The sequence below is a fragment of the Dyadobacter sp. CY345 genome, assembly GCF_021502725.1.
GTDB lineage: Bacteria > Bacteroidota > Bacteroidia > Cytophagales > Spirosomataceae > Dyadobacter.
On the sequence record NZ_JAKFFS010000002.1, the window covers coordinates 321939 to 334629 of the forward strand.

At 41.0% G+C, this 12691-nt stretch carries 10 protein-coding genes; 6 read left to right on the forward strand and 4 right to left on the reverse strand.

Features of this window, described 5'->3' with window-relative positions; all coding sequences use genetic code 11:
- The first annotated feature begins 77 nt into the window (after window positions 1–77).
- From L0657_RS11025 to L0657_RS11040, 4 genes are all read left to right on the forward strand, one after another.
- Window positions 78–1085 carry an NAD(P)H-dependent glycerol-3-phosphate dehydrogenase gene (locus L0657_RS11025; RefSeq protein ID WP_235150794.1) on the forward strand — a complete coding sequence of 336 codons (1008 nt, stop codon included), beginning with the start codon at window positions 78–80 and terminating at the stop codon, window positions 1083–1085.
- Window positions 1086–1148: 63 nt separating this feature from the next.
- Window positions 1149–2246, forward strand: a complete 1098-nt coding sequence (locus tag L0657_RS11030; RefSeq protein ID WP_235150795.1) for an exo-alpha-sialidase — start codon at window positions 1149–1151, stop codon at window positions 2244–2246.
- Between the two features lie 94 nt (window positions 2247–2340).
- Window positions 2341–3087: a hypothetical protein gene (locus L0657_RS11035; RefSeq protein ID WP_235150797.1), complete on the forward strand. Its 747-nt coding sequence runs from the start codon at window positions 2341–2343 to the stop codon at window positions 3085–3087.
- Between the two features lie 267 nt (window positions 3088–3354).
- Entirely contained in the window at window positions 3355–4446 is a 1092-nt protein-coding gene (locus L0657_RS11040; RefSeq protein ID WP_409015037.1) for a GntR family transcriptional regulator, read from the forward strand.
- 20 nt (window positions 4447–4466) lie between these two features.
- Here L0657_RS11040 and L0657_RS11045 read toward each other — a convergent pair whose 3' ends face one another.
- From L0657_RS11045 to L0657_RS11060, 4 genes are all read right to left on the reverse strand, one after another.
- On the reverse strand, window positions 4467–5603 hold the full coding sequence (locus tag L0657_RS11045; protein ID WP_235150799.1) for a glycoside hydrolase family 88 protein: 1137 nt from the start codon (window positions 5601–5603) through the stop codon (window positions 4467–4469).
- 32 nt (window positions 5604–5635) lie between these two features.
- Window positions 5636–6415, reverse strand: coding sequence for a rhamnogalacturonan acetylesterase (locus tag L0657_RS11050; RefSeq protein WP_235150801.1), 780 nt, complete (start codon window positions 6413–6415; stop codon window positions 5636–5638).
- 149 nt (window positions 6416–6564) lie between these two features.
- Complete coding sequence (locus tag L0657_RS11055; protein WP_235150804.1) at window positions 6565–8352, reverse strand: DUF1420 family protein; 1788 nt, start codon at window positions 8350–8352, stop codon at window positions 6565–6567.
- A 10-nt stretch (window positions 8353–8362) separates the two neighbouring features.
- Window positions 8363–9505, reverse strand: a complete 1143-nt coding sequence (locus L0657_RS11060) for a DEAD/DEAH box helicase (protein ID WP_235150807.1) — start codon at window positions 9503–9505, stop codon at window positions 8363–8365.
- Between the two features lie 200 nt (window positions 9506–9705).
- Here L0657_RS11060 and L0657_RS11065 point away from each other — a divergent pair, with 200 nt between their 5' ends.
- Complete coding sequence (locus tag L0657_RS11065) at window positions 9706–11301, forward strand: serine hydrolase (RefSeq protein ID WP_235150809.1); 1596 nt, start codon at window positions 9706–9708, stop codon at window positions 11299–11301.
- Window positions 11302–11399: 98 nt separating this feature from the next.
- A complete protein-coding gene (locus tag L0657_RS11070) occupies window positions 11400–12668 on the forward strand; it encodes a sorbosone dehydrogenase family protein (protein WP_235150812.1) in 1269 nt (422 codons plus the stop codon).
- Window positions 12669–12691: the final 23 nt, after the last annotated feature.

The window sequence follows — 12691 nt, forward strand, 5'->3', positions numbered from 1 at the left end:
GAAAACCTTACTTTTGACGTTATTTTCTTTAACAGGAAATCAGGTTTTAATTCTGATTCATTGTATTCGGTGACAGCATGAGTTTTTTGAATAATACAAAAGTAGCAGTAATTGGCGGAGGCAGCTGGGCCACCGCGATCATCAAGATTTTATGTGAACACCAGCATATTCAGGTGCGGTGGTGGCTGAGGAACGGTAAGGATATTGAGCATATCCGAAAATTCCATCACAACCCGAGTTATCTCAGCGATGTTTATCTTTCTCCAAAAAAGGTTAAAGTTTTTGAAAAAACACGGGAAGCAGTGAAAGGAGCTGACTACGTAATTTTGGCTATTCCCGCAGCCTTTGTTCAGGAATCTTTGCAGGATTTGAATGAATCTCATTTGAAAGGGAAACGAATTGTTTCTGCTATTAAAGGAATGATTCCTGAGCAAAATATTCTTGTGACAGACTGGGTTTCTGAAAAGTTTAAAGTCCCGCTGAAAGATATAGCCGTCATTGCCGGTCCGTGCCATGCCGAAGAAGTTGCTCTGGAAAAACAGTCATACCTGACCATTGCTTCAACCGACGCCGTTTGTGCAGAGGATTTCTCTAAAATAATGACTTGTCGGTTTGTCACTGCGCATCCGCTCGCCGATTTATATGGTGTGGAATATGCAGCGGTTATGAAAAATATCATAGCTCTCGCCTGCGGTATTACCCATGGTTTGGGCAATGGGGATAACTTCCAGGCCGTGATGGTTGCCAATGCCATGCAGGAAATCCGACATTTCGTAACAGGTCTGGATCCTCGTGAACGCGAGTTAAGTACTTCCGCTTATCTTGGTGATCTACTGGTTACCGCCTATTCTCAGTTCAGTAGAAATCGTTTATTTGGCAATATGATCGGCCGTGGGTATAGTGTAAAAGCCGCGCAGTTGGAAATGAAAATGATTGCCGAGGGATATTATGCGACGAAAAGCATCTTCGAATTAAACAAAACATTGCACGTAAACTTACCGATAACAACCGCAGTATACCGGATTTTATATCAGGAAGAATCACCTTCCCTAGTGATAGAGGAATTGAAAAAGGTTCTAAAATAAATAGCCTTTTTCCTCTATCCGGAGTACTAGTTATATCCAGATCTTCCTTTTTGAAAAAATAATATGAATTTGTATAACCGCCTTGTTTTTGCGTCATTCTCCATTTTGTCGTTACTTATTGCGTGTAAGTCTAAACAATCGGAATCGTCCGGAACAGTGGATTCAACAAATGCTGCAATCTCGAAGGACTTTGTCTTTGGTGACAAACGGGCCTTTGCGCAATGTCACGCCTCGACGCTGGTTCGCCTGAAGAATGGCCAGTTTCTGGTTGCCTGGTTTGGAGGTACGGCTGAAAAAAATCCGGACGTAGGGATTTGGCTTTCAAAAGGCAGGCCCGGAAATTGGAGCGAGCCGAAAGAAGTGGCAAAAATCAGGGAAGACGCGCACTGGAATCCAGTATTGCAGATTGCGGAAGACGGTACGATTTACCTTTATTTTAAGGTTGGAAAAGAAATTCCATATTGGGAAACCTGGGTAAAAAAGTCGAACGATAACGGAGAAACCTGGTCAGATGCTTATGAGCTTGTCAAAGGCGACAAGGGCGGAAGGGGGCCTGTAAAAAATAAACTGATTGTACTTTCTGACGGTACCTGGCTTGCAGGTGCGTCTAACGAGATCAAACGCTGGGAGGTGTTTGTAGACCGTAGTGAGGATCAAGGCAAAACATGGAAAGCATCTTCATATTTTAAAATAGACACGAACGAGATCAAAGGCAAAGGGGCAATTCAACCTACTTTATGGGAAACCGAACCCGGAAAAGTGCATATGCTGGTAAGAACGACAAGCGGAATAATCGGAAGAAGCGACTCTGAGGATTTTGGGAAAACCTGGACGCGTATTTATGATACCAAACTTCCAAATCCAAACAGCGGGATAGATCTTACCAAATTCCCTGACGGAACACTCGCGCTCGCCTACAATCCTGATGCAAAAAACTGGGGCTCCCGGTCACCGTTGTCCATAGGTTTGTCTTTTGATAACGGAAAAACCTGGAAGGATAAAATTGATATTGAAACCGGGAAAAAGACGGACGAATTCTCTTATCCGGCTATAATAAGCTGGGGCGATTCCGTTGCGGTAACCTATACCTGGAATCGTCAGAAAATTGCCTTCTGGCTTGGTACAAAAGATGATATAAAACGTTTGATTAAGAAAGACTGATTAGGCAAAATCAGTTACATATTATAATTTTATTTTGAAATTTTGTTTATATTCGGTTACTATAAAGTGTTTTCCGGACCAAATATAGACAGCCATGAAACTAACTTCAACACTAATTTTTTGCGCGACGGCCTTACTTAGTGGCTGCTCACCCTATTACTATTCGCCTAACAAAGTAAATATCCCGAATCTCAGGGAACGAAATGATATGCGCCTTGATGCGGGTTTCGGTGGAGGATGGATTATGAAAGGTGCTGACTTACAGGCGGCTTATGCTATCACATCTCATGTTGGTATTATGGCAAATGGCGCCCTAACAGGCAGTCGTGAATCTTCAACCAATTTCAGCGAGCGGGAATATACAAAGAGCCGATATCTGGAAGCTGGGCTTGGATACTTCACCAAATTTGAAGAAAATCAGAATTGGGCACTGGAAATATTCGGCGGAGGTGGTATGGGAGATTATAAAGTTCGCTACGATCCGGAGAAACTTGCCCGGTTAAATATGAACAAATTTTTTATTCAACCTTCATTAAGTTATTCTCTCCCGAGGAAAAATATTGAGTTTGGTATCGGTTCCAAATTTTCAGGTGTAGATTATAATTTGAAAAGTGCAACAATCCTTGATACTTATGATTTTGAACGCGTAGCAAGAATTGTTAATCGCTCACTTGTGGTTTTTTGGGAGCCATCTTTCCGGTTTAGTGCAGGATCGGAAACAATAAAAGGTTTTTTAAGTTATACGCCTTCTATCAGCATTCTTGAAAGTAATATTCCCCGGGAAATTATTAATTTGAATTTGGGCATAAGGTTTACATTCAATACTTCCCGCCGTCAGTAATCCCCAGTTTATAACAATAATGTAAAATTATAATCTACCTGCATAGCACATGAATGTCTGTATTATCAGATATTATCAGTGTTTTATACAATATTATCTTCATTGTTATACATTTTGGCAACGTTCCCGATAACGATTGCATTAAAATAGTTTGGTCAATTACATTTTCCAGGTGATTTATTGGCTAATATACATTACTGATTCGCATTGGAAAACCAAAGCAAAAATCGGATTGTCTTAAAAATGTTCAAATAAATTGTTGGAACGATGACCGGATATTCCACTGCCCGAGCCAATCCTGGTACTAAAAATTTTGTTTTCAAAGATGTATATTTTCAGGAATCTGAAGCTGTTTTTCAAATGCAGTTTGATCCGGAAGACAAAATGCCAAAGTATAAGCAAATCGTGCAGTCTATCAGAACGGATATTGACAGAGGTGTTTTGAAAAAAGGAACACAATTACCATCAATAAGTGAGCTGAGTGTCGACTATCTGCTGGCTCGCGATACTGTTGAAAAGGCATACCGGGAGTTGCGTAACATGGGTTATATCACCTCGGTACAGGGAAAAGGTTATTATGTGCAGTCTGGCGGTGATAAAAAAGACAAGATTTTATTGGTTTTCAATAAGTTAAGTTCCTACAAAAAGATCATTTATTATTCTTTCATAAAAGCATTGGGCGATCAGGCTGTCGTGGATCTTGAAATCCATCATTACAGTGCGAAACGTTTTAAGGAAATCATAGAGAAAAACCTTGGCAATTATAATTATTATGTCATTATGCCCCACTTCAATCCGGCTGAAGAGGAAGATTATATGACAACAATTAAAAGTATACCCTCTTCACAACTGGTCTTGCTCGACAGAGATATTCCTGAACTAACTCAACCGACTTTGAGTATCCATCAGAGTTTTGATAAGGATATTTTTGGTTCTTTGGAAAGTGCGAATGACCTGCTTGATAACTACAAAAGGCTCGTTTTGATTTTTCCATTTGACGGGAATTACCCGAGAGAAATCATAAGAGGGTTCAAAAATTATTGCATCAATTACAATAAACAATTTGACGTAAAGGAAAGTATCAACGATGAAATTATTCGGCCAGGTACTGCGTACGTTGTTGTTGAAGAAAATGATCTTGCAGAACTTGTAAAAAAAACGCGTCAGTCGGCCTACACGATGGGCAGAGAAATTGGCGTAATTTCTTTCAACGAAACTACTTTAAAAGAGCTTTTGGATATCACGGTCATTACGACTGATTTTGAAACGATGGGCCGTTCCGCAGCATCTTTAATTTTAAATAAGCAGCAAATTAAGGTCAAAAATCCATTTTATATGATTCGCCGGGGATCTTTATAATCCTCCGGCAAATCTTTTTTTTACTTCATTTTATAAATTTCGGTTCCTGCCAGAAGAAAGCAGCCCAGGCCATAATCTTCAAAATCCGGTTTACTTGTATAGGTCACAGGCTGCCCGTCTTTTGGCTCTTTGCCCGTTCCCTGAACAAATCCTAAAAATCCGTCCTTATGCAGACATTCATTTTCCATTGCCTTCCAGGCTCTGAAAATCGAAGTATCGTAGGTTTTGCTTTTTACCAAACCAGTATTGATTGCCCAGGCCATACCATAAATAAAAAGTGCTGTCCCTGTCAGCTCTTTTCCGCCAAAATCAGTTTCGTCAGTAAGGCTGACATTCCAGAAACCGTCTGCACGTTGCAAGGGAAGCAGCGCAGATAACATATCCAGCAGCGTTTTTTCATACTCAGCCCGATGCGGCGCGTTTTTTGGCATAATATCCAAAACTCTGACCAGGGCGGCCACAATCCAACCATTTCCACGCGACCAATAGCAATTTTTTCCTGCTGGTGTTTTGTAGGGCGGAAGAAAATCTTTATCGCGCCACCAAAGTTTTTCTTCCGGATTATATAATCCCGAACCGCCTTCTTTTGTTTTTGTATGTGTGTATAGCGCATACATCTTCTCAAAATAGCGGTCGTCTTGATAGATAACACCCAGTTTTGCAAATACCGGCATCGCCATTTGTAAAGCATCAATCCAGGTCCAGTCGCTGACTTTGTCAGTCTCAACCATCAAGTCAATGGATGCCTTGATATCTTTAATACGCTCTTCTTTTTTATCAATCAAATACAGGTCAATGTATGTCTGGCCACAGCATTGATCATCCGCATTTCTCGTCTGAATTCCATTGCGTAAACCCCATTTGTGATTTTCGCCCCAGGATACAGCATAGTCGTAATAACTTTTCTGAGGATCAACTTTATGAAGCGCCATAAGTCCTTCATAGTATACTCCGCGCGTCCAGATATTGCTCGGCCGCTCCCGATTGGTGATGATTGCCTTTCCTGTATCCGGCCATTTTTTTACAAAATATTCGTTTGCAAGACGCAGGTCTTTAAGTAATTCTTTTTTGTCTGAATCGGTATTGTCTTCAAAAGCCCACGCTTTCGTCAGTGCGCTTCCGGCCAGGATAATGCCTAAAACTTCGCGTCTTTGCATAATTTCTATTGATAAAAAATGAGGAGGGTTTCTTAAAGCAGATAATTTTTGAGATCGGATTTTTTCAAAATGCGAATTCCATCGGTAACAGATTTCGCATTAACCTCTGCACCTGCCTTGGTAGTATGCGTATGATCTTTCTGAGTGAAAAACTCATTTTTTACTCTTTCCTCCCCAATAACATCATAGTTTCGTGCAACAATTTTGTACAGATCAATAAAATAGGTACTGGTAGAAAGTGCAACCTGCTCCGCCCAGACAGTATAGCCGCTTTCGGGGATTTCTATTTTTCCATCTTTAAAAATATTACGTGGCACTGGCGAACAAACGATCGGAATGGCACCTTTTGCTTTGGCTTCGTTGATGTATTTGCGCATATACCAGCCGTAAGTATAAACGACCTCGTGTTTTTTAGTGATAAGATTATCAATTTCTTCTGTCTCCGTTCCAACACCTTTTATACTGCCTCTGGCGCGTAAAGTGTCGTTAACTGCACTGCCGTCATTATGCCCAAATTGCATGATCACATAATCACCTTTTTTTAATTTCAACAAGACTTTTTCCCAACGGCCCTCTGTTATAAAAGTCCGGCTGCTTCTGCCTCCGATCGCATGATTTTCGATGTTTATTTTAGTAGTATCGAAAAACTGCGGTAATAATGTTCCCCAGCCCCAAAGGCTATCCGCGCCCTTTCCAGATCCGTTTTTTACTGTGGAATCTCCGATAAGAAATAATGTCGGTTTAGCGGCTGGATTGATGGCAGCAAGTGAGACTGCCAAAGCAATAATAATCAGGAATTTAAATTTTATCATGCGTCAGAAAATATAATAATCGGCCTTCGATGGTCAGGATAGTAACGGAAAAGCGGAACAGATTTTTATCATGAAAATTTATATTATTCACGATTGGAATGTAAAATTATAGTTAAACGTAGTATGACCTTCCTGTTGTCACCTGTATGCTATTTTTTCATCCTGTATATCACCATCTCGTAATCAGAGCTGTTGAAGGGATTTCTTGTTGCCAGATGAAATTTTTTTGGTCCGGCAATTATCTCACCGGCATATTTATTTCTCAATGCGTCAAAACCAGTTGATGGAAGAATAAGATATTCTGTTTTATATTGAATTTTTAACTTACGATCGAGTTCTTCGGCTTCTTTTTTATTTTCCATCGAGGTGAAATATAGATATTCCCAGGGAAAATAATTTCTGGCAATAAAGGCTCTTGATCTGCTCGTCATACAAATTCGCGCATCAGGTGGTAAAACTTCATCGATCCATTTATTTTCAGCATAGCCGTTGGATGCTTTTAGCATCACTTTTTCTCTTCCGGAATCAGAAAATATTGACGGCGCCAGATTATAAATTCCTATTAAAAGCAGCGGGAGTATACAGAATAATTGAAGCCTGGCTGCAAGAATAAAATATTTATAAATTTTGCTTTTATAAAAAGTTGAGATAGCCAGTGGAACTGACCATAATACAGGTTCAAGGAGAAAGCGCGACGATACTTGTCCGCCAATCAAAATTAAAAAAATCAATGCGCTTATGCTGATCACTTCAAATTTGTAATACCGAAATAGAAAAGGTAGCAGTCCAAGAGTTATAGCTGAAATCCCAACCAACGTCGAAAGTTTGCCAATAGAATTGGTGTAGACCAAACTGATCGGAAAAGGATAGGATGAGTCGCTGTATGCCTTGATATATTGATACAACTTGACGACAATCGGGTCAGCATTTGGCATGAAAAGCTCTAGTAATGGAGACAGCGGATCGCCCAGATAAAACCATTTGAAAACAAGCTGAGGTCCGAGAATAACAGCACCTAAAAAAAACAGCTTCACCAGCATTCCAAAAGGATTTACCCCGACTGGGTTTTTAAGAATTAACAGTAATACCAACGAAGCGAAACTTAGTAAAAATGAATACTTAATACCTGCTGCAAAAAATAATACGGACAAAAAGAGCGTAAGTTTTCCTGATGTAAAATTGTTTGTGCTGCATAGGTAAAGAAAGCAAAGCGATGTGCATAAAATCCCGGTAAGCTGATGTTTTTGATTTGGTATCAGAAAAAGGAGAACGGGAATTCCCAGAAAAATGGTGATCAGGTCTGACTTTTGACCGGAATCTATACAGCTAACAGAAGCATTTAAAAAGAAACCTAAACCAATGATCTGGATAAACGCACCGAATTGAGGACAGCCGTTTGCAACTCCGATAAGATTTAACATCTCACCAAATCCGCCCATTCGAAAATGTATATTATCAGGATTATAGTAAATGCTATGGTTTTTTAAAATTTCCACAGGCAAAGCCAGATGATAACTTAGCGAGTCAGCATCCGTGGGAACCGACAGAGATAAAAGCAGGTAACAAAAAAAAATGAAAATCAGGATGTACCTAAGATAACTGAACGCTGGTTTTGGGTAAGGAGCAGAACGTAAGTTGAGACTAACGTCTAGCGCAGAACGTTTTGTTATCAATAAAAATGCAGCTGCCAACATAATGGTCCATATCAATCCCTGAAAGACGAAGATTGTGGCGAGCGACAGCAGGCAAATGATCCAGGTCGTCCAGCTCAAAACCAAAAGCCCTGCAAAAAAATACATTGCCTGAAAAACGGGCGTGTGATCTTTTACAATTTTTTTTCCTGCAAAATCCGCTACAATGGCCACGCTTAGCCCCAGAATGATCGTTAGCAGCGTAGAAAGTGGGGCAGGAATTAGGTAGGAATTAAGTGTGTGCATTGCGAATTTGTCAATATCCCATCAAATCCAGATCAAAAGTTTCAGTCATTTCAACACGTTTTCCCATCTTTTTCTGGATAATTTTCCAGTGATGTGCTTCTTCCGGTGTGATCAGAGAAATGGCTTCACCTGTGGCTTCGGCGCGACCAGTACGACCGATACGGTGAATATAATCTTTGGGTGAGCGTGGCAATTCAAAATTGATTACGTGCGGTAAAAACTGGATATCAATACCTCTGGAAACGAGATCCGTCGCTACCATAACGGTCAGTTTTCCAGATTTGAATTTGTTCAAAACCTCTGTCCTCGCTCCCTGGCTTTTTTTGCTGTGCATAGCAGCTGCCTGAATTCCGTTCTTTTCAAGTTTTACAACAAGATTGTCGGCCGTTCTGGTCGAAGAAACAAAAACCAGCACCTGCTTCATTTCCCCATGTTTGATCAGGTATCGAAGTAATGGACCTTTTCTTTCCGGATCAACGAAATATCCACTCTGTTTGATCAGATCCAGGTTTTGCTCTTCCTCTGCAATCTCGATGGTCAGCGGATTTTTAAGAATGCTTTTATTTATTTTATCAACTTCATCTCCCAGGGTTGCGGAAAATAATATGCTTTGACGCTTTTTAGGAAGCAGGAAAAAAATATCTTTCATTTCCTCCGCAAAACCAAGGTTCAACATTTTATCAGCTTCATCCAAAACAAGAATTTCGGTTTCGGAAATATTGAGTGCTTTGTGCGACAATAGATCAATCAAACGCCCCGGCGTAGCGATCAGAATTTCGACGCCTTGCATTGATATCATCTGCGGATTGATAGAAACACCGCCATATACCGCCAGCGTTTTTACCTTTCTCGGAAGTTTTTCTCCAAAAGTTTGAAAAACAACGCCTATTTGAACGGCAAGTTCCCGGGTTGGTACCAAAACGAGCGCAGTGATGTATCTGTTTTTCGGAGCACTTTTCGTTTGAAACATTTCCAGAATAGGCAATACAAAACTGGCTGTTTTTCCCGAACCGGTTTTAGCAATTCCCAAAATATCTTTCCCTTCCAAAATTGCCGGAATTGCTTCCTGCTGAATCGGATATGGTTGAGTATAATTTTGTTCTGCTATGGTTTTTAATAAGGGTTCGGATAAGCCGAGTTTTTGGAAAGACATAAATTTCTGGACTGTTGTGGAAAATGATAAGTCGAACAATTTTTACTTGCTCGCTACAAATATACCAATAAGCCAGCTATCCTTTTTCAGTAACGGGAAAATCCAGCTTTCGAAACAAAATGCCGGTGAAGAATTTTTAACAAAATAACGATTTCAAATACAGTATTATCAAAGTCTGACAGCTATTATTACTTTCCAAAATGATACTAAACCGACGAGAATTTTTAGAAAAAGTAGGGTTTGGCGCCCTTCAGGTTGGATTGATCAGCCAACTAACTTCATCAACCTGGGCTTCGTCTGCTGTGAATACAGGTTTGCCAAGAAGTCTGCCGGAAGCACAGGGCGTAAGTTCGAAAGGCATTCTGGATTTTGTAAGCGCAGTGGAAACAAAAAATCTCAACCTGCATAGCCTGATGATTGTCCGTCATGGAAACATTGTGGCCGAAGGCTGGTGGGGACCTTATGCCCCTGATCTCAAACATACACTTTATTCGCTGAGCAAAAGTTTCACATCTACCGCAATAGGGATGGCTGTCGCGGAAGGGAAGTTGACTGTGGAAGATAAAGTCGTGTCGTTTTTCCCGAAAGATCTTCCTGCAACGGTGAGTCCTAACCTGGCTGCGATGCGGGTAAAGGATCTGCTAACGATGTCAACCGGGCATGATACGGACAGTACGCCTGCGCTGCGAAATTCTAATGAAACCAACTGGGTGAAAAGTTTTCTGGCGTTTCCGGTTGAGCATGAACCGGGGACTTTTTTTGTCTATAACAGCGGCGCAACTTATATGCTTTCCGCAATTATTCAAAAATTGACAGGAGAAAATGTGCTGACTTATCTCACGCCACGACTTTTTAAACCATTAAATATTGTAGGCGCAGATTGGGAAGTTGATCCAAACGGAATCAATACCGGCGGGTGGGGACTGCGTTTAAAAACCGAAGACATAGCAAAGTTTGGCCAGCTGCTGATCCAAAAGGGCATGTGGAACGGGAAAAGATTGCTGGCTGAGAACTGGATAAAAGATGCCACAAGTTTTCAGGTGCAGTCCAAAGGCGGCTCCCGGAAAAAAGAGGAAAATGATTGGCTACAAGGATATGGATATCAATTCTGGCGTTGTCGCCATGATGCTTTCCGGGGTGACGGCGCCTATGGTCAATATTGCATTGTACTGCCCAAAGAAGATCTGGTCGTCGCCATAACCAGTGAAACTGCCGATATGCAGGGTATTCTTGATCAGGTTTGGGACCATATTTTACCAGCACTAAGTACAAAGCCAATCGCTGCCGATAAACCTGGAAGGGTGGAGTTGAAAGAGAAACTATCCAAGCTTGCTCTTCCTGTGGTGCAGGGAAAACCTGTCTCAGAACTTGTTGGGGCCGTAAGTGGAAAAAATTATGCGATTGATGAAAATAAATTGTCAGTTAGCAGCATCTCGCTCACTTTCAAAGAAGGTGGATGTGATTTTAAAATGAGAGATGATAAGGGAGAGCATCTGGTGAGCTGTGGAATTGGCAAATGGAATCACGGCGTCACAGATATCAGCACTTTGCCATTAAAACTTACACAGACGATTATTCCTGGCGAGACGAAAACGAAGATCGCAGCAAGCGGCGCATGGACTGATGAGAATACTTTTGAAATGACGTGGCGGTTTATTGAAACGGCGCATTATGAAATTGTCAAGTGCAAGTTTGATAAAGGTAATCTTGAAACCGAGTTTTTGAGAAGTCTCGCTATTTTGGGAAATACAAAAGATGCCCGTCCGGTTTTGAAGGGGAAATTAGCAGTAAACTAAATAAAACATTACTCCGAAATTAATCTGGCATTATTATTTAAAGATGAGAGCGTCAGTCAATGTGACTGATGCTTTTTTTGATGCAAATAGACCTGATTATGAAAAGAATAAACCTGATTATTGCCTGTACACTTGCAGGCGCAACTTTATTTGGTTGTGGAAATAAGGAAGAAAAACAAACGGCGGAAAGTGGCGCGGACACGACGCTGACCGAAGAACAAACGGCTGTCGACAGCGTAACCCTGCCGGCTCCATTTGCTACAAAGTCAACAGAACAAAGACCGGAAGTTGAAGGTTGGAAAGGTAACCAAATGCCGAAAGCTCCGGAAGGTTTTGTCGTAACGAAATATGCGGACAAGCTTGACAATCCACGCTGGACTTACCAAGCGCCAAACGGAGATGTTTTCGTTGCAGAATCGGCAACGAAAAAAAGTGCGGACAGAATTACACTTCTTCGTGATGCAAATAAAGATGGAATCCCGGAAATGCGAGAAATTTTCATCGAGAAATTAAAGCAGCCATTTGGAATGCTGATACTAAAAAATTATTTTTATGTAGCTAATACAGATGGAGTTACGCGTTATCCATACAAAGAGGGCGATACAAAAATCACAGGAAAAGGGGAGAAGATTCTTGAACTTCCTGCCGGCGGGTATAACAACCACTGGACAAGAAATTTGCTTCCGAATGCCAACGGATCGAAAATTTATGTTTCTGTTGGGTCTGCAAGTAATGTTGCGGAACACGGTATGGACGAGGAGGTAAGACGTGCGAATATTTTGCAGATTAATCCTGATGGAACAGGAGAGAAGGTATATGCAAGCGGACTGAGAAATCCGGTTGGAATGGATTGGGCACCAGGGACGAATGTCTTGTATACTGCGGTAAATGAAAGAGATGAATTAGGAGATGAGCTGGTGCCGGATTATTTAACAAGCGTGAAAGAAGGTGGATTTTACGGCTGGCCATATTCCTATTTTGGTAATCATCCTGATCCACGTATGAAAGGTGAAGGGAAAGAGCTGGTTGCTAAGGCAATTGTTCCTGATGTTGCGCTTGGATCACATACGGCTTCTTTGGGCCTGGCTTTTTATGATAAAGACAAGTTTCCGGCAAAATATCAAAAAGGCGCTTTTGTTGGACAACACGGATCATGGAACCGCTCAAAAATATCTGGTTATAAAGTAGTTTTTGTTCCGTTTAAAAACGGAAAGCCGTCAGGAAAACCAGAAGATTTTTTAACTGGATTTGTTGAGAGCGAAGAAAAAGTTTTCGGTCGTCCTGTTGGTATTACTGTGTTGAACGATGGTTCAATGTTGGTGAATGACGATGAAGGAAAAACGATATGGCGTGTAAGTGCCAAATAAGAAATTAGTTTTGAGGAATAAAA

Bases quoted from the DNA above. Each gene is read 5' to 3' on its own strand.
- L0657_RS11035 (WP_235150797.1), top strand. From the start codon at position 2,341: ATGAAACTAACTTCAACACTAATTTTTTGCGCGACGGCCTTACTTAGT.
- L0657_RS11050 (WP_235150801.1), bottom strand. From the start codon at position 6,415: ATGATAAAATTTAAATTCCTGATTATTATTGCTTTGGCAGTCTCACTT.
- L0657_RS11030 (WP_235150795.1), top strand. From the start codon at position 1,149: ATGAATTTGTATAACCGCCTTGTTTTTGCGTCATTCTCCATTTTGTCG.
- L0657_RS11025 (WP_235150794.1), top strand. From the start codon at position 78: ATGAGTTTTTTGAATAATACAAAAGTAGCAGTAATTGGCGGAGGCAGC.
- L0657_RS11045 (WP_235150799.1), bottom strand. From the start codon at position 5,603: ATGCAAAGACGCGAAGTTTTAGGCATTATCCTGGCCGGAAGCGCACTG.
- L0657_RS11065 (WP_235150809.1), top strand. From the start codon at position 9,706: ATGATACTAAACCGACGAGAATTTTTAGAAAAAGTAGGGTTTGGCGCC.
- L0657_RS11055 (WP_235150804.1), bottom strand. From the start codon at position 8,352: ATGCACACACTTAATTCCTACCTAATTCCTGCCCCACTTTCTACGCTG.
- L0657_RS11060 (WP_235150807.1), bottom strand. From the start codon at position 9,505: ATGTCTTTCCAAAAACTCGGCTTATCCGAACCCTTATTAAAAACCATA.
- L0657_RS11070 (WP_235150812.1), top strand. From the start codon at position 11,400: ATGAAAAGAATAAACCTGATTATTGCCTGTACACTTGCAGGCGCAACT.
- L0657_RS11040 (WP_409015037.1), top strand. From the start codon at position 3,355: ATGACCGGATATTCCACTGCCCGAGCCAATCCTGGTACTAAAAATTTT.